At 73.9% G+C, this 16,052-nt stretch carries 15 protein-coding genes; 14 read left to right on the top strand and 1 reads right to left on the bottom strand.

Annotated features, from left to right (window positions below):
* Positions 1-150: 150 nt before the first annotated feature.
* On the bottom strand, positions 151-1,344 hold the full coding sequence (locus OHA99_RS17435) for a pyridoxal phosphate-dependent aminotransferase (protein ID WP_405696565.1): 1,194 nt from the start codon (positions 1,342-1,344) through the stop codon (positions 151-153).
* A 205-nt stretch (positions 1,345-1,549) separates the two neighbouring features.
* Between OHA99_RS17435 and OHA99_RS17430 the strand changes: the two genes are divergently transcribed.
* The 14 genes from OHA99_RS17430 to OHA99_RS17365 all read left to right on the top strand — a co-directional run bounded on the left by OHA99_RS17430 (position 1,550) and on the right by OHA99_RS17365 (position 15,966).
* Positions 1,550-1,846 (top strand): hypothetical protein, encoded by a 297-nt coding sequence (locus OHA99_RS17430; protein ID WP_165685312.1) that lies wholly within the window; start codon positions 1,550-1,552, stop codon positions 1,844-1,846.
* A 402-nt stretch (positions 1,847-2,248) separates the two neighbouring features.
* Positions 2,249-2,785, top strand: a complete 537-nt coding sequence (locus tag OHA99_RS17425) for a DUF2617 family protein (RefSeq protein ID WP_194279989.1) — start codon at positions 2,249-2,251, stop codon at positions 2,783-2,785.
* 98 nt (positions 2,786-2,883) lie between these two features.
* On the top strand, positions 2,884-4,680 hold the full coding sequence (locus tag OHA99_RS17420; protein WP_405696561.1) for a polyamine aminopropyltransferase: 1,797 nt from the start codon (positions 2,884-2,886) through the stop codon (positions 4,678-4,680).
* Positions 4,681-4,990: 310 nt separating this feature from the next.
* Positions 4,991-6,148 (top strand): sensor histidine kinase, encoded by a 1,158-nt coding sequence (locus OHA99_RS17415; RefSeq protein ID WP_405696558.1) that lies wholly within the window; start codon positions 4,991-4,993, stop codon positions 6,146-6,148.
* Entirely contained in the window at positions 6,145-6,888 is a 744-nt protein-coding gene (locus OHA99_RS17410) for a response regulator transcription factor (RefSeq protein WP_153178753.1), read from the top strand. The genes OHA99_RS17415 and OHA99_RS17410 overlap by 4 nt, the downstream gene beginning before the upstream one ends.
* A 52-nt stretch (positions 6,889-6,940) precedes the next feature.
* Positions 6,941-7,804, top strand: a complete 864-nt coding sequence (locus OHA99_RS17405) for an SRPBCC domain-containing protein (RefSeq protein ID WP_194279987.1) — start codon at positions 6,941-6,943, stop codon at positions 7,802-7,804.
* A 124-nt stretch (positions 7,805-7,928) separates the two neighbouring features.
* Positions 7,929-8,726, top strand: a complete 798-nt coding sequence (locus tag OHA99_RS17400) for an aldose 1-epimerase (protein ID WP_164383879.1) — start codon at positions 7,929-7,931, stop codon at positions 8,724-8,726.
* Positions 8,727-8,736: 10 nt separating this feature from the next.
* Positions 8,737-9,285: an orotate phosphoribosyltransferase gene (gene pyrE / locus OHA99_RS17395; protein WP_007451719.1), complete on the top strand. Its 549-nt coding sequence runs from the start codon at positions 8,737-8,739 to the stop codon at positions 9,283-9,285.
* Positions 9,286-9,439: 154 nt separating this feature from the next.
* Positions 9,440-10,471 carry a class II fructose-bisphosphate aldolase gene (fbaA, locus tag OHA99_RS17390; protein ID WP_007451722.1) on the top strand — a complete coding sequence of 344 codons (1,032 nt, stop codon included), beginning with the start codon at positions 9,440-9,442 and terminating at the stop codon, positions 10,469-10,471.
* 90 nt (positions 10,472-10,561) lie between these two features.
* On the top strand, positions 10,562-12,031 hold the full coding sequence (locus OHA99_RS17385; protein WP_153178749.1) for an MFS transporter: 1,470 nt from the start codon (positions 10,562-10,564) through the stop codon (positions 12,029-12,031).
* Between the two features lie 211 nt (positions 12,032-12,242).
* Positions 12,243-12,656, top strand: coding sequence for a DUF3151 domain-containing protein (locus OHA99_RS17380; RefSeq protein ID WP_054103084.1), 414 nt, complete (start codon positions 12,243-12,245; stop codon positions 12,654-12,656).
* A gap of 146 nt (positions 12,657-12,802) precedes the next feature.
* Complete coding sequence (locus OHA99_RS17375; protein ID WP_282879442.1) at positions 12,803-13,618, top strand: tryptophan 2,3-dioxygenase; 816 nt, start codon at positions 12,803-12,805, stop codon at positions 13,616-13,618.
* Positions 13,611-14,822 (top strand): kynureninase, encoded by a 1,212-nt coding sequence (kynU, locus tag OHA99_RS17370; protein WP_405696551.1) that lies wholly within the window; start codon positions 13,611-13,613, stop codon positions 14,820-14,822. Before OHA99_RS17375 ends, kynU begins: the two co-directional genes overlap by 8 nt.
* Positions 14,823-15,063: 241 nt before the next feature.
* On the top strand, positions 15,064-15,966 hold the full coding sequence (locus OHA99_RS17365) for an alpha/beta hydrolase (RefSeq protein WP_405696549.1): 903 nt from the start codon (positions 15,064-15,066) through the stop codon (positions 15,964-15,966).
* Positions 15,967-16,052 lie beyond the last annotated feature (86 nt).

Here is a 16,052-nt window from a genome sequence, read left to right as displayed (position 1 = left end):
TGACGTACAAGAAACTGTACGTTGATGTCTGTGGAGTGGCAAGCGCCGGAACGGTGGCCGTGACCGGCCGGCCACCGGGCGTGAAATTCCCCTGCGGGTGAGGAATGGCGGGTGACGAGGGATGCGACGACCTGTCCCATGGGGCGGCGGTCAACACGCGAAGGCCCTGCGGAGCCGTTCCGTCGCGTCCGTCAGCACCGGGGTCCGCTTGCAGAACGCGAAACGGACGAACGGCGCGCCCGCCTCGCGGTGGTCGTAGAAGACCGCGTTGGGGACGGCGACGACCCCCGCCCGCTCGGGCAGGGAGCGGCAGAAGGCGATGCCGTCGCGCTCGCCGAGCGGGCGGATGTCGGTGGTGACGAAGTACGTTCCGGTGGGGCGGTGGACGCCGAAGCCCGCCTCGGCCAGCCCCGCGGCCAGCAGGTCCCGCTTGGCCTCCATGTCCGCCCGGTAGGCGGTGAAGTACGACTCCGGCAGCGCGAGCGCCTCGGCGACCGCGTACTGGAAGGGTCCCGAGGACACGTACGTCAGGTACTGCTTGGCCGAGCGGACCGCCGTGAGCAGGGCGGGCGCGGCGGTGACCCAGCCGACCTTCCAGCCGGTGAACGAGAAGGTCTTGCCGGCGCTGGAGATGCTCACCGTGCGCTCCCGCATGCCCGGGAAGGTGGCCAGGGGGATGTGCTCGGCGCCGTCGAAGACGAGGTGCTCGTAGACCTCGTCGGTCACCACCAGCAGGTCCCGCTCCACGGCCAGCTCGGCGATCGCGGCCAGCTCCTCGCGGGTCAGGACCGTGCCCGTCGGGTTGTGCGGGGTGTTCAGCAGCAGGAGGCGGGTGCGGTCGGTGACCGCGTCGCGCAGTTCGTCCAGGTCCAGGCGGAACGCGCCCTCGTGCGGCCGCAGGGTCACGGGCACGCGCGTGCCGCCCGCCATCGCGATGCAGGCCGCGTACGAGTCGTAGTACGGCTCCAGCGCCACGACCTCGTCACCGGGCTCGAGCAGGCCCAGCAGGCTGGCGGCGATGGCCTCCGTGGCGCCGGCGGTGACCAGGACCTCGGTGTCGGGGTCGTAGGGCAGGCCGTAGCGGCGGAACTGGTGCTCGGCGACGGCGGCGCGCAGTTCGGGGACCCCGGGGCCCGGCGGGTACTGGTTGCCGCGCCCGTCGCGCAGCGCCCTGACGGCGGCCTCGCGGACCTCCTCGGGACCGTCGGTGTCGGGGAAGCCCTGACCGAGGTTGATCGCCCCGGTCGTCACCGCCAGGGCGGACATCTCGGCGAAGATCGTCGTCCCGAACTCCGCCAGCCGGCGGTTCAGGAGGGGACGGGTGCTGGAGCTCATCGAGGTCATGCCGGTCATCCTGCGCCGAAGCTCTGGAGTTCCTCAACTCTGCTTTGGGGCGTGGCCGCGAGGGGCATCTCCCGTTCACGCCGGTGAGCTTCACGGCGCGATCCAATGGCAATCGGCAGGCATCGACAGACAGCGAGGCGTCCGACGGGGGATTGCTTCGGGGGACTTCCGGGCGCGTCCCGGAAACGGGAAGGAGGGTGGAGCCGTGGTCACAGGCATCATCCTGTTCGTGGTCGCAGCCCTGGTGATCAGGGGGCTCGTGCGGGGACGGCACACCGCCCGCACCGTCCGGACCAGGGGCGGCAGGAGCTCGCGCTGGACCGGCACCGGCGGGGGCGGCGACAGCGGCGGCGGCAGCAACAGCTGGTGGGCCGGCGACGGGGGCGGTTCGTCCTCGGACGGACATCACTCGGGCCACTCCTGCGGTGGCGGCTCGTCCTGCGGAGGCGGGTCGTCCTGCGGGGGAGGGGGCGGCGGCGGATGCGGCGGAGGCGGCGGCTGACACGGGGCAGCCGAGCCTGACGGTCAGGGGGAACCGCATCCCCTCCACGGGGCCCGCTCCTGGGGCCGGGTCCCGCGTCCCCATCACGAGCGCCCGCCGGGGCACACTCCCGGTGGGCGCTCCCACGCACCGGCGCACTTCGTGCGGGCGGGGTGTGCGCCATGGTTGAACAGTTGAGCTGTGGAGCCCCCTGAGGGATGGAAACGCCACGAAGTTGGGTAAAAACGCTGTGGCGGCGCCACCGTTCATGATTCGCTCTCCCTCATCAACGCAGCTCCTCGGACGACCTGTTGACCCCCCTCCTGACCGGCCGACTGGGCTGAGCGGGCCGCATCCCCGGCAGTGCCCCGGATGCGCAGGCCCCACACCTTCTTTCTCCTTGTGTGCTTGCGGAGCCGATCCATGCTCACGACCCTGACAACCGCCTACACCGACACGCGCGCATCCGACCTGGCCTGGGCCCTGGGGCGCGAGCCACTGCCCGCGCTCGCGTGTCTCGACGTCGAACTGACGGACGCGAAACTGCAGTTGAGGCTCCTGGGGGCCTCTCATCAAGTCCTGCTCGAGGAGGAGGGGGGCAGCTGTTCGGAGACGGTGGCGTGCATCCCGGGCAGCAGTACCCCCCTTCCGCTGGGCGTCGCCAAGCGGGTGGGCGACTGGGAGTACGAGTTCGCCGCCCGTGTGGAGGTGCTGACCCCGGGCTCCTTCGCCGGCCGCGCGCAGGAACTGATCGCCCTGGTCTCCGACCACCCGCACGGCCTGGCCGGGGTCTTCCCGGGCAGTCCGCACGCCTTCACCGCGCTGCTGGCCCAGCGGCGCGAGGGGCAGGTGCACTGGCGGACCTGGCACGCCTATCCACAGGACGGCCAGTTGGTGGCGACCCGCACCCGGGTGGGCGTGCGGGTGCCGAGGTCGCAGCTCAGGCCGTCCGCGGTGTGAGCGAGTGAGAGCCGGATAAACCTGTGGCGCCCCACAGTGCCCAAGTTTCACACGTGTGGGTGACGAAGCGCAGTGGCCGTGTGACGTAACGTCACTGCGTGATCGAACCGCACGCGCCCGCCCCGCCCGGCTCTCCGCCGTCCTGGGGCGATGCCTGCGGTCCCAACGGTCCCGGCAGTGCTGACAGCCCTGGCGATACCAGCGATTCCGGCCGCTCCGGCCGCTCCGGCGGGCTCGGCGGGCCCGGCGGGCCCGGCGATACCGGTGGTCCCTGCGATCCCGAAGCGACCGCGCGGCTACCGGTCCGGCCGGCCGTCGGGCGGTTCCTGGTGCTGGCGGGCGTGTTCGTGTGCGCGGCCTGCGGGCTCGTGTACGAACTCGAACTCGTCGCGCTGGCCTCGTACCTGATCGGTGACTCGGTCACCCAGGCGTCCGTCGTTCTGTCCGTCATGGTCTTCGCCATGGGCCTCGGCTCGCTCGCCGCCAAACGGCTGCGCGGCCTCGCGGCGGCCGGCTTCGGCGCGCTCGAGGCCGTCCTCGCCCTCGTCGGCGGCTCCAGCGCGATGGTGCTGTACGCCGTCTTCGCCTGGACCGGCGGCTGGGGCGGCCTGTGGGCCGACGGCCCGCGCGTCCTGCTGGTCGCCTTCTCCCTGGCGATCGGCGTGCTGATCGGCGCCGAGGTGCCGCTGCTCATGGAGCTGATCCAGCGTGTCCGCAGACAGGACCCGGGCGGTGCCGTCGCCGACCTCTTCGCCGCGGACTACGTCGGCGCCCTCGTCGGCGGCCTCGCCTTCCCGTTCGTGCTGCTGCCCTTCCTCGGCCAGCTCACCGGCGCGCTGCTCACCGGCACCGTCAACGCGGCCGTCGGTGCCGCCCTGGTCCTCGGCCTGTTCCGGCGCGACCTGACCCGCCGGGCGCGCTGGCTGCTGCTGGCCGCCAACGTGGTCGTCCTCGCGCTCCTCGCCACGGCGACCGTCCTCGCCGACGACTTCGAACGCGCCGCCCGGCAGGCCGTGTACGGCCAGGACGTCCGCGTGGCGGTGCGGACCGACGTGCAGGAGGTCGTCCTGACCGGCGACACCGACGGCCGGCCCCTCGACCTGTTCCTGGACGGCCGACTGCGGGTGCGCGGCAGCGACGAGCGGCGCTACCACGAGGCGCTGGTGCACCCCGCGATGAACGGTCCCCACGCGCGCGTGCTGGTTCTCGGCGGCGGCGACGGCCTCGCCGTCCGGGAGGTCCTGCGCCACCCCGGCGTGCGCCGTGTCGACGTCGTCGAACTCGACCCCCAGCTCGCCCGGCTGGCCCGGCACGACCCCGGTCTGTCCGCCCTCAACGAGCACGCCTACGGCGACGCGCGCGTCCACGCCGGCGCGGGCGACGCCTTTCACCGGCTGCGCTCGACGCCCTCCGCGACGTACGACGTGGTGATCTCGGACCTGCCCGACCCGGCCGTCACGGCCAGTACGAAGCTGTACTCGCAGGAGTTCTACGGCCTGCTGCGGCGGGTGCTCGCGCCCGGCGGGCGGCTGGTGGTCCACGCGGGCCCGGTCTCCGCGCACCCGCGGGCCTTCTGGACGGTGGACGCCACCCTCCGCGCGGCCGGCCTGCCGACCGCCGCCTACCGCGTCGGCGCCCGCGACCCGGACTCCGGCCCCGCCGCCTCCGAGCCCGGCCCCACGCCCGGCCTCGACCGCTCCGGCGCGGGCCCGCGCGCGCCCCGCGGCTGGGGTTTCCTCCTGGCCGCCCGGACGCCCCCCGTACTTCGCCTCGACCCGGCGGCACCCCGCCCGCGCACCCTCACACCCGACTCCCTGGCCCGGGACGCCCGCGACGCGGCCCGCACCCGGATTCCGGGGCTGCCGCCCTCCACGCTGGTGCATCCGCGGTACTGAGCCCGGCGCGCGGGCGCCGCGACCGCGAGCGTCCACATCCCCCGTGGTCCCCGTGGTCCCCGTGGTCCCCGTGGTCCCCGTGGTCCCCGTGCGGCGGCCCGGCCCTTCCCCCCCCCGGGTTCGGGACGAACCGCCACACCCCCCTGTGGATCGCTCGCACCGAGAACCTACGGCCGCCCCGCGTGTCGCGGAATCCGGCGGTGGGTGGAGACCGGAGCCAACCCGGCGCGGTAGCCGGCCGGTTCCTGCAACTTCCGCGGTACGGCAGAAGGATGACGCCGACGCCGGGCGGCAGACCTACGCTGCGGGAATGCGCCTGCACCCCCTGGCGGCCGACGGCCTGATCGCCGCGGCGCTGACGACCGTGGCCGTCCTGCTCGGCACCGAGGCCGTCGCCCAGGGGTGGCCCGCGCTCGACCCGCTCGCCTGGACGCTCGTCGCCCTGCTGACCCTCCCCCTCGTCCTGCGCACCCGCGCCCCCGTCACGGTCTGCCTCGCCGTCCACGCCTGCTGGACGGTGTACGTCACCCTCGACTACTGGCCCGTCGTGGGCTCCTTCGGCCCGATGCTCGCCGTCTACACCGTGGCCTCCCTGCGCCCCACCCGCACCGCCGCCTGCGCCGCGCTGCTCGCCGGGGTCTGGATCTACGCCGGGCTGCGCAGCGACGCCGGGGCGATGGCCTCGGTGGCGGGGCAGGCCGTGGGCTTCCCGCTGGTGCTGTGGAGGTTCGGATACGTGGCCCGCCGGACCGGCGAGCTGACGCTGCGGCTGCGGGCCGAGCAGGCCGACCGGGCCCGGCGCGAGGTCGCCGAGGAACGGGTGCGGATCGCCCGTGAACTGCACGACGTGGTCGCCCACCACATCGCCGTCATCAACGTCCAGGCGGGCCTCGCCCGCTTCGTCTTCCACTCCGACGCCCGCACCGCGCGCGACGCCCTGGACACCATCGAGGGCGCCAGCGGCGAGGCCCTGGCCGAACTGCGCCGCATGCTCGGCCTGCTGCGGGCCGACGGCGTGCAGGGCGCGGACGGCGCGCCCGCCCCCGGCCTCGACCAGCTCGACGAGATGGTCACCCGGGTGCGCACCGGCGGCGTCGGCGTCGAGCTGCGCGTCACGGGCACCCCGCGCCCCCTGCCGCCCGGCGTCCAGCTGTGCGTCTACCGGGTGGTGCAGGAGGCCCTCACCAACGTGCTCAAGCACGCGCCCGGCGCGGACGCCGCCGTGGAACTCGCCTACCGCGCGGGCGAGGTGGCGGTTTCGGTGACCGACGGCGGGCCGTCCGAGGGACTGGATCCGGTCAGACCTGCCGAACGCGGCGGACACGGCTTGATCGGGATGCGGGAGAGGGCCAAGCTCTACGGCGGGACGATCGTCGTCGGCCCGCGCAGCGAGGGTGGATTCGGCGTGCGCCTGACCCTGCCGACGCCGGTACAGGCCGCACGCAGGGGAGACACCGTCACGGAATGACCGACGCAGACCGCCCGCCGGACGGGCCGCACCACGACGCCGCCGGGCCGATACGCCTGCTCGTCGTCGACGACCAGTTCCTCGTCCGCAGCGGCCTCGCCACGCTGCTGCGCGCCGCGCCCGGCATGGAGGTCGTCGGCGAGGCGGCCGACGGCGCCGAGGCGGTGGCGCTGGCCGCGCGGACCCGGCCGGACGTCGTCCTGATGGACATCCGTATGCCCGGCCTCACCGGTATCCAGGCCACCGAGCGGATCCTCGCCGAGGCGGTGGACCCCGCGCCCCGCGTCCTCGTCCTGACCACCTTCGACCTCGACGAGTACGTGTACGGCGCCCTGCGGGCCGGCGCCTCCGGCTTCCTGCTCAAGGACGCGGGGCCGGAACGGCTGCTGGCCGCGATCACCGCGGTGCACGGCGGCGACGCGCTCTTCGCCCCCGCGGTCACCCGGCGTCTGGTCGAGGCGTTCACGCGGATGACGGACACGGGGCGCCCCGAATCCCCGGACGCCGCTCCGCCGCCCGAGCTGACGGCGCTGACCGGCCGCGAGGCCGAGGTGCTGAAGCTGGTGGCCGGCGGGCTGAGCAACGCCGAGGCCGCCGACCGCCTGTTCATCAGCGAGGCCACGGTGAAGACCCACCTCAACCGCACGATGAGCAAGCTGGGCCTGACCAGCCGGGCCCAGGCGGTGGTCGTGGCGTACGAGACGGGACTGGTGACGCCGGGCGGCGCGGGCGGCGGGTGACTTTGTGCCGACGGGGGGTGCACCGGGCGCCCGCTGGGTAGGCTGCGCTGACATGGAGCATGAGGTGTTCGTTCCGGTTCCGGCCGAGCGGCTCAGGGACGTGCTGGCCGACCCCGTCCGGGTCGCCCGGGCGGTCCCGGGGCTCCAGCAGGACGCCGGTGCCGAGCCCGTCGCGGGCCGGCTCAAGGTGCGCATCGGCAGCCACTCCATCACCTACCGCGGCTCCCTGCGCCTGTCCGCGCGGGAGGACGGCACGTACGCCGTCGAGGGCGAGGCCATCGAGTCGCGCGGCACCGGCACGGTCACGCTCGCGCTCTCGCTCCGGGCGGACGACGCCGACGGCGGCGCCACCGTCACCTTCACCGGGACGGCCACCGCGGACGGCCGCGTCACCGAGCTGCCCGGCGAGTCGGTCACGTCGGCGGCGGCCCGGCTGCTGACCCGGTTCGCGGCGAACCTGGGCGCGGCGGCGCAGACACCCCAGCAGGCGGAGCCGGAGCCGAAAACGGAGCCGGAGCCGGAGCCGAAAACGGAGTCGGATCCGGAGGCGCACCCCGACCCGCGCCCCACCTCCGTCTTCGACACCGAGATCCCCCCGCCCTCCCTCATGGACACGGACGAGGACGACGAGGAAGCGGACGGGGACACGTCCGGGGACGAGGGAGCCGATACGGCGCCGCACGCCGCCGGGGAACCGGCCGTCCAGCCCCCCGCCGAGGCCGCGCACGCCCGCCGCACGATGATCGGCCGCAGCGCCGAGGAGGTGGACCACGCCCCGCCGCGCGGCAGGTACGCACCCGTGCCCGCACCTCAGGCGAGCGCGGTCGGCGCCCCCCTGCGCTGGGCCGCCCCCGCGGCCGCGCTGGTCGTGGCGTCGGCGATCGTGGTGGGCCGCGCCCTGCGCAAACGCCGCTGAACCGCGGCGCGGCGTGACCCGCCCCGGCACCCGGCACCCGGCACCCAGGCACCCGCCACCCGTCACCCGGCACCGCCCCGTCGGCCGAGTGGGCCGCCCTTGATCGCCCCAGTAGGGTCGTGGCGTGAGTAACGAACCCATCACGCTGACCGCGGGTGACGCGGAGGCGACCGTGCTGCCGGGCAACGGCGGCCGGATCGGCGGGCTCCGCGTCGGCGGCACGGAACTGCTCCGCCAGGGGGAGCGCTACGGCTGCTTCCCGATGGTCCCCTGGTGCGGACGCATCCGCGAGGGCCGCTTCAGCGACGGCGCCGTGGTCCACCAGATGCCCCTGAACTCCCCGCCGCACGCCATCCACGGCACCGCCCGCGACGCCGCCTGGCGCACCGCCCGCGTCGGCGGGAGCGAGGCCGTCCTCACGTACGACCTCACCGCCCCCTGGCCGTACACCGGCCGCGTCACTCAGGTCGTCGCCCTCGCCGAGGACGCGCTGACGCTGACGATGGCCGTGGAGACGTACGAGTCGTCCTTCCCGGCGCAGGTCGGCTGGCACCCCTGGTTCAACCGGACCCTGGACGGCGCGGACGGCCCCGGAGTGGAGATCGCCTTCGACCCCGCCTGGCAGGAGGAGCGCGGCGACGACCACCTCCCCACCGGCAACCGCGTCGACCCGAAGCCGGGCCCCTGGGACGACTGCTTCGGCATGCCCGACGGCGTCGACGTCACCCTCACCTGGCCGGGACGGCTGGAGCTGAAGGTGACCAGCCGGGAGCAGTGGGCCGTGGTGTACGACGAGCAGGAGGCCGCCGTCTGCGTGGAGCCGCAGACCGGCCCGCCCAACGGCCTGAACACCCTCCCGCGCCTGGTCACACCCCTGGAGCCGCTGGAGGCCACGACCACCTGGGCCTGGCGCCGCCTTTAAGCTGGCGTACATGACGGACGTACGCGGCGAGCTGCTGCAGCAGATCAAGGACAAGGCCGTGGTGCACGGCAAGGTGACCCTCTCCTCGGGTCTGGAGGCCGACTACTACGTCGACCTGCGCCGCATCACCCTCGACGGCGAGGCCGCGCCCCTGGTCGGCCAGGTGCTGCTCGACCTCACCGCCGACCTGGAGTTCGACGCGGTGGGCGGGCTCACCATGGGCGCCGACCCGGTCGCCGCGAGCATGCTGCACGCCGCCGCAGCACGCGGCCGCAGGCTCGACGCGTTCGTCGTCCGCAAGGCCGCCAAGGCGCACGGGTTGCAGCGCCGCGTCGAGGGCCCGGAGATCAAGGGCCGCCGTGTCGTGGTCGTCGAGGACACCTCCACCACCGGCGGCTCCCCGCTCACCGCCGTCGAGGCCGTGCGCGAGGCCGGCGCCGAGGTGGTCGCCGTCGTGACGATCGTCGACCGGGCGACGGGCGCCGCGGAGAAGATCCAGGACGGCGCGGGAGTGCCGTACCTGTACGCGTACGACAAGGACGAGCTGGGCCTGGACTGACACCAGGGGTACCAGGGGCCGAGACGGGACCGGGGTCCACTCGGGTATTCCCGTTCCGTCTGGAAGGATGGGGCCGACGATGACGTCGCCCCCCAGTCCTAGGTCAGGGCCATAAGCAACAACACGCCCACCCGCACATACAAGGAGCGGACAGATGCCCATCGCAACTCCCGAGGTCTACAACGAGATGCTGGACCGGGCGAAGGCAGGAAAGTTCGCCTACCCGGCCATCAACGTGACCTCTTCCCAGACGCTGCACGCCGCCCTGCGCGGTTTCGCGGAGGCGGAGAGCGACGGCATCGTCCAGATCTCCACCGGCGGCGCCGAGTTCCTGGGCGGCCAGCACAACAAGGACATGGTGACCGGCGCCGTCGCCCTCGCCGAGTTCGCGCACATCGTCGCCGAGAAGTACGACGTCACCGTCGCCCTGCACACGGACCACTGCCCCAAGGACAAGCTCGACGGGTACGTACGCCCGCTGCTGGCGGTCTCCGAGGAGCGCGTGAAGGCCGGCCGCAACCCGCTCTTCCAGTCGCACATGTGGGACGGCTCCGCCGAGACCCTGTCCGACAACCTCTCCATCGCCCAGGAGCTCCTGGAGCGCGCCCGCGCCGCCAGGATCATCCTCGAGGTCGAGATCACCCCGACCGGCGGCGAGGAGGACGGCGTCTCGCACGAGATCAACGACTCCCTGTACACGACGGTCGACGACGCGGTCCGCACCGTCGAGGCCCTGGGCCTGGGCGAGAAGGGCCGCTACCTGCTCGCCGCGTCCTTCGGCAACGTGCACGGTGTGTACAAGCCGGGCAACGTCGTGCTCCGCCCCGAGCTGCTCAAGGAGCTGAACGAGGGCATCGCGTCGAAGTACGGCCGGCCGGCCGGCAGCAAGCCGTTCGACTTCGTCTTCCACGGCGGCTCCGGTTCCTCCGCCGAGGAGATCGCGACCGCGCTGGAGAACGGCGTGGTCAAGATGAACATCGACACGGACACCCAGTACGCCTTCACGCGTCCGGTCGCCGACCACATGTTCAGCAACTACGACGGTGTCCTGAAGGTCGACGGCGAGGTCGGCAACAAGAAGACCTACGACCCGCGCACCTGGGGCAAGCTGGCCGAGGCCGGCATGGCCGCGCGCGTCGTCGAGGCCTGTGGCCACCTGCGTTCGGCGGGCCAGAAGATCAAGTAACACCCGGTCGACACGACCGTACGCACGAGCCCGGCGCCCGACGCGCCGGGCTCGCCGCATGCCGGGGGTATACGGGTGTATATCTGGGGCATGCCCGATGTCCGGCTGTCCTCACCGCAGGGCAAGTGGATCCTGCTGACCACCGTCCTCGGCTCCAGCATGGCGCTGCTGGACTCCACCGTCGTCAACGTCGCGCTCCCCCACATCGGCCGCGACCTCGGCGCGGACCTGGCCGCCCTCCAGTGGACCGTCAACGCGTACATGGTCACGCTGGCCGGCCTGATCCTCCTCGGCGGCGCCCTCGGGGACCGCTTCGGCCGCCGCCGGATCTTCGTCCTCGGCGTGCTGTGGTTCGCCGCCGCGTCCCTGCTGTGCGGCCTCGCGCCGAACGCCGGTGTGCTGATCGCCGCCCGCGCCCTCCAGGGCGTCGGCGGCGCGCTGCTCACGCCCGGCTCCCTCGCCCTCATCCAGGCCTCCTTCCACGCCGACGACCGGGGCCGCGCGGTGGGCCTGTGGTCGGGGTTCGGCGGCGTCGGCGCGGCGGTGGGGCCGTTCCTCGGGGGCTGGCTGGTGGACGGCGCGGGCTGGCGCTGGGTGTTCCTGCTCAACGTCCCGCTGGCGCTGCTGTGCGCCCCGATCGCGCTGCGGCACGTCCCCGAGTCCTCGGACGAGCGCGCCCACACCCGCTTCGACGTCCTCGGCGCCGCCCTGTGCGCGGCGGCCCTCGCACTGCTCACCTACGCGCTGATCGAGGCGCGTACGGCGTCCTGGGCGGTGGCGCTCAGCGCGGTGGCCGGGGCGGTGGCCGCCGTGGCCTTCGTCCTCGTCGAGCGGCGCGGCAAGGACCCGATGATGCCGCTCGACGTCTTCTCCTCCCGCCAGTTCACGGCGGTCAACCTGGTCACCCTGTGCGTGTACGCGGCCTTCGGCGGCTTCTTCTTCCTCGCCGCGCTCCAGCTCCAGGTCGTCGTCGGCTGGTCCGCGCTGGCCGCCGGTACGGCCCTGCTGCCGACCACCGTCCTGATGCTGCTGCTCTCGGCCCGTTCCGGCGAACTCGCCGAGCGCCTCGGCCCGCGCCTCCAGCTCACCGTCGGCCCCTTGCTGTGCGCCGCCGGGATGGTGCTGATGCTGCGGGTCGGCCCCGGCGCCTCGTACCTCGCCGACGTGCTGCCCGCCCTGCTGGTGCTCGGCCTCGGCATGGTCACGCTGGTCGCCCCGCTCACGGCGAGCGTGCTGGCCGCCGTGGACACCGCGCGCGCCGGTCTGGCCAGTGGCATCAACAACGCGGCGGCCCGTGCGGCGGGCCTCGTCGCGGTCGCCGCGCTGCCGCTGCTCACGGGCATGGGCGAAGAAGCGTACCGGTCGCCCCGGGCGTTCGACGACGCGTTCGGACCGGCGATGCTGATCTGCGCGGGCGTCCTGGTGACGGGCTCCCTGATCGCCTTCACCACGGTGCGCCGCCCGCCCCCGGACTGCCCCCACCCCGAGTGCCGCACCCACGGCTCGGTCCTGACACCCCCGCTGGAGCAAGGGGCGCGGGGAACCGCGCACGAAAGATGACGCAGGGCACCGCCTCGGACCGACGCCCGGGTCACGCCCCCAAGGGGCGCGGGGAACTGCGCGCTCAACCACAACGCACCCGCACCCGACAGCGCACCCGTACCCGACAAGGCACCCGCACCCGCACCCGCACCCGACAGCGCACCCCACCCCACCGCACCCCACCCACAGCCCCGTCCAGCCGCCGCCGGCGATGCCGCAGACTTGTCCCATGGCCATTCACGAAAACCTCCTCGGGGGACCGCCCCCGACCCACCTCCCCGACGACCCCGGGCCGCGCGAGCTGCTGGCGGGCGGCACCTCCGCCACCGACGTCGCCGCGAAGTACCCGACCTCCTCGCTCGCCTGGGCCCGCCTGGCCGACGAGGCGTTCGAGCGGGGCAGCGTCGTGGAGTCGTACGCGTACGCCCGTACGGGCTACCACCGCGGCCTCGACTCCCTGCGCCGCAGCGGCTGGAAGGGGCACGGCCCGGTGCCCTGGGAGCACGAGCCGAACCGCGGCTTCCTGCGCGCCCTGCACGCCCTCGCCCGCGCCGCCCAGGCGATCGGCGAGAAGGAGGAGTACGAGCGCTGCAGCCAGTTCCTGAAGGACTCCTCGCCGAGCGCGGCCGAGGTGCTGGGCTGACCCCGGTGTCACGCCCCGGCCCGTCCGCCGTGCGCGGGCGGGCCTTGCGGTTTCCTGCGACGATTGCGGAGGATGCCGTTGGGGACCGGGGCCCCGTGCCGGTAACGGCAGGGCGGACCGCTACCCGTGCACATCAGGAGACAGCGATGTCCCACGACGCCCCGAATCTCGACTTCGAGGGCAGCACGCCCTACGAGGACTACGTCAAGGCGGACGTGCTCACCCACCTCCAGCACACCCTCTCCGACGATCCCGGAGAGATGGTCTTCCTGGTCACGACCCAGGTCATGGAGCTGTGGTTCACCGTCATCGTCCACGAATGGGAGACCGCCGCCCGCGCCCTGCGCGAGGACCGGATCCCGGTGGCGACCGACGCGCTCAAGCGTTCGGTGCGGGAGCTGGAGGCGCTCAACGCCTCCTGGACCCCCCTGGGGCAGCTCACCCCGGCCCAGTTCAACTCCTACCGGTCCGCCCTCGGCGAGGGCTCCGGCTTCCAGTCGGCGATGTACCGCCGCCTGGAGTTCCTGCTCGGCGACAAGTCCGCGTCCATGCTCGTCCCGCACCGCGGCGCCCCGCGCGTCCACGCGGAACTGGAGAAGGCGCTGCACGAGCCGAGCCTGTACGACGAGGTGGTCCGGCTGCTCGCCCGGCACGGGTACGACATCCCGGACGCCGTGCTCCAGCGCGACGTCACCCGGAAGTACGAGGCCGCCCCCGAGGTGGAGGCCGCCTGGACGGCCGTCTACTCCGGCGACCAGAACGGTGAGCTGGCCCGCCTCGGCGAGGCCCTCACCGACGTCGCCGAGCTGGTCTGGCGCTGGCGCAACGACCACCTGGTCGCCACCCGCCGCGCGATGGGCTCCAAGACCGGCACGGGCGGCTCCGCCGGGGTGGCCTGGCTGGAGAAGCGGGCCCGGGGCAACGTGTTCCCCGAGCTGTGGACGGCGCGGTCGTATGTCTGAGCCGACGAGCCTCGCGGGCGAGGCGGAGCAGCTGGACGCCGCCGACCGGCTGGCCGCGGTGCGCGAGCGGTTCGTCCTCGACGACGTCACGTACTTGGACGGCAACTCCCTCGGCGCCCTCCCCGCGCACGTCCCCGCGCGCGTGGAGGACGTCGTACGGCGCCAGTGGGGCGAGCTGCGCATCCGGTCCTGGGACGAGAGCGGCTGGTGGACCGCGCCCGAGCGGGTCGGCGACCGGATCGCCCCGCTGGTCGGCGCGGCCGCCGGGCAGGTCGTGGTCGGCGACTCGACCAGCGTCAACGTCTTCAAGGCGCTGGTCGCGGCGGTGCGCATGGCGCAGGAGGACGGGCCCGGGCGGAACGAGATCCTCGTGGACGCCACCACCTTCCCCACGGACGGGTACATCGCCGAGTCGGCGGCCCGGATGACGGGCTGCGCCCTGCGGCCCGTGACCCCGGCCGAGGTCCCCGGCGCCCTGGGCGACCGCACCGCCGCGGTGCTGCTCAACCACGTCGACTACCGCACGGGCCGGCTGCACGACCTGCCCGGACTCACGGCCGCGGTGCACGCGGCGGGGGCGTACGCCGTCTGGGACCTGTGCCACAGCGCGGGCGCGCTGCCGGTCGGCCTCGACGAGCACGGCGTCGACCTGGCGGTCGGCTGCACCTACAAGTACCTCAACGGCGGCCCCGGCTCGCCCGCGTACCTGTACGTGCGCCGTGACCTCCAGCCCCGGTTCGACTCCCCGCTGCCCGGCTGGAACTCGCACGCCGAGCCGTTCGGCATGCGGTCCGACTACGCCCCGGCCTCCGGTGCGGTGCGCGGGCGGGTCGGCACGCCGGACATCCTCTCCCTGCTCGCCCTGGACGCGGCGCTGGACGTGTGGGACGAGGACGGGGTGTCCGTGGCGGCGGTGCGGGAGAAGTCGCTGGCGCTGACGGACTTCTTCCTGCGCTGCGTCGGGGCGTACGTCCCGACAGGCCGCGTGGAGTCCGTGACCCCGGCGGCGCACGCCGAGCGCGGCAGCCAGGTCGCGCTGCGCTGCGAGGACGCGGGCGAGGTGATGAAGCGGCTGATCGAGCGCGGAGTGGTCGGCGACTACCGCGCCCCCGACGTGCTGCGCTTCGGCTTCACCCCGCTGTACGTCGGCTTCGCGGACGTGGAGCGGGCGGCGCGGGTGCTGGCCCGGACGCTCAGCGGCTGAGCCGCAGACCGGGACCCGGGTCGAGTCGCAGGGGATCCGCAGACCGGGTCCCGGGTCGAGCCGCAGGTGATCCGTGGCCCGGTCGCGGGGTGAGGGCGGGCGCGTCGGCCCTCACCCAGCATCACATCACCCAGCGTCACATCCCCATGTCCGCGCACGTCACCGGCCTGATAACGTCCCGCCAACGGCCGATTTCACACCCCCGGTCCGCCAACACCGTTCCTTCGCCGAGAGGTTGAGCATGCCGGACGCCGCAGCAGAACCGGGCACCGCTGCCGCGAGGAACGCGGCGGAGGAGGAATCGGCCTTCTCCCACCCGGCGGTCGAACCCGACTCCACCGCCGGTTACGGCGACCAACCCGACCAGGTGGTCGACTTCTACGCGCCGCACGACGGTGCGGGGCCGGGCGGGGCAGCCCCCGTCGTGGTGGTCCTGCACGGCGGCTCGTGGCGCGCCCCGTACGACCGGCGGCACATCAGTCCGTTCGCCGGCTTCCTGGCCCGGCGGGGTTTCGCCGTGGCCAGTGTGGAGTACCGGCGCGGGGCGGAGGGGACCGGTGCCGGCGGTTCCGGGGACCCCGTCGCGGGGCGCTGGCCCGACACCTTCGACGACGTGGCCGCCGCGCTGGACGCGCTGCCGGAGCTGGTCCGGCGGCACCTGCCGCAGGCGGACGTCCGCCGTACGGTGCTCACCGGCCACTCCGCCGGCGGCCACCTCGCCCTGTGGGCGGCCGCCCGGCACCTGCTGCCCGCGGACGCCCCGTGGCGGACCGACCGCCCGACGCCCCTGCGGGGCGTGGTCGCGCTCGCGCCGATCGCCGACTTCGAGGTCGCCGACAAGCTCGACGTGTGCGGCGGCGCGGCGCGGCAACTGCTGGGTGACGGCGAGCTGTTCGCCGAGCGCCGCCCGTACGCGGACCCCGCCCTGCTGCTGCCCACGGGGATCGCGACGACCCTGGTGCAGGGCCGCGCCGACGTGGACGTCCCGCAGGCCGTCGCCGAGGCGTACGCGGACGCGGCGGCCAAGGCCGGGGAGGTGGTGGGGGTGACGCTGCTGGAGGACGTCGGCCACTACCCGCTGATCGACCCGGCGGCGGACGCGTGCGCGGTGGTGACGGAGGAGATCGCGCAACTGGCTTGGTGAGCCGGGGACGGGCGGGGGAGGGATGTCGTACCCGTAGTACCTGAGAGCTACCCGCCAGGTGAGTTCCCTGGCGGGACGCGGGTTAC

It is taken from the genome of Streptomyces coelicoflavus, from assembly GCF_045041415.1.
Lineage (GTDB): Bacteria > Actinomycetota > Actinomycetes > Streptomycetales > Streptomycetaceae > Streptomyces > Streptomyces coelicoflavus.
Note: the sequence above shows the minus strand (reverse complement) of the source record. Positions and strands in the feature narration are given on the sequence as shown.

What these genes read in the sequence shown, in the direction of transcription:
- OHA99_RS17410 (WP_153178753.1), top strand. Translation starts at nt 6,145, where the DNA reads ATGACCGACGCAGACCGCCCGCCGGACGGGCCGCACCACGACGCCGCC.
- pyrE (WP_007451719.1), top strand. Translation starts at nt 8,737, where the DNA reads ATGACGGACGTACGCGGCGAGCTGCTGCAGCAGATCAAGGACAAGGCC.
- OHA99_RS17385 (WP_153178749.1), top strand. Translation starts at nt 10,562, where the DNA reads ATGCCCGATGTCCGGCTGTCCTCACCGCAGGGCAAGTGGATCCTGCTG.
- OHA99_RS17435 (WP_405696565.1), bottom strand. Translation starts at nt 1,344, where the DNA reads ATGACCTCGATGAGCTCCAGCACCCGTCCCCTCCTGAACCGCCGGCTG.
- OHA99_RS17375 (WP_282879442.1), top strand. Translation starts at nt 12,803, where the DNA reads ATGTCCCACGACGCCCCGAATCTCGACTTCGAGGGCAGCACGCCCTAC.
- OHA99_RS17380 (WP_054103084.1), top strand. Translation starts at nt 12,243, where the DNA reads ATGGCCATTCACGAAAACCTCCTCGGGGGACCGCCCCCGACCCACCTC.
- kynU (WP_405696551.1), top strand. Translation starts at nt 13,611, where the DNA reads ATGTCTGAGCCGACGAGCCTCGCGGGCGAGGCGGAGCAGCTGGACGCC.
- OHA99_RS17415 (WP_405696558.1), top strand. Translation starts at nt 4,991, where the DNA reads ATGCGCCTGCACCCCCTGGCGGCCGACGGCCTGATCGCCGCGGCGCTG.
- OHA99_RS17405 (WP_194279987.1), top strand. Translation starts at nt 6,941, where the DNA reads ATGGAGCATGAGGTGTTCGTTCCGGTTCCGGCCGAGCGGCTCAGGGAC.
- OHA99_RS17425 (WP_194279989.1), top strand. Translation starts at nt 2,249, where the DNA reads ATGCTCACGACCCTGACAACCGCCTACACCGACACGCGCGCATCCGAC.
- OHA99_RS17365 (WP_405696549.1), top strand. Translation starts at nt 15,064, where the DNA reads ATGCCGGACGCCGCAGCAGAACCGGGCACCGCTGCCGCGAGGAACGCG.
- fbaA (WP_007451722.1), top strand. Translation starts at nt 9,440, where the DNA reads ATGCCCATCGCAACTCCCGAGGTCTACAACGAGATGCTGGACCGGGCG.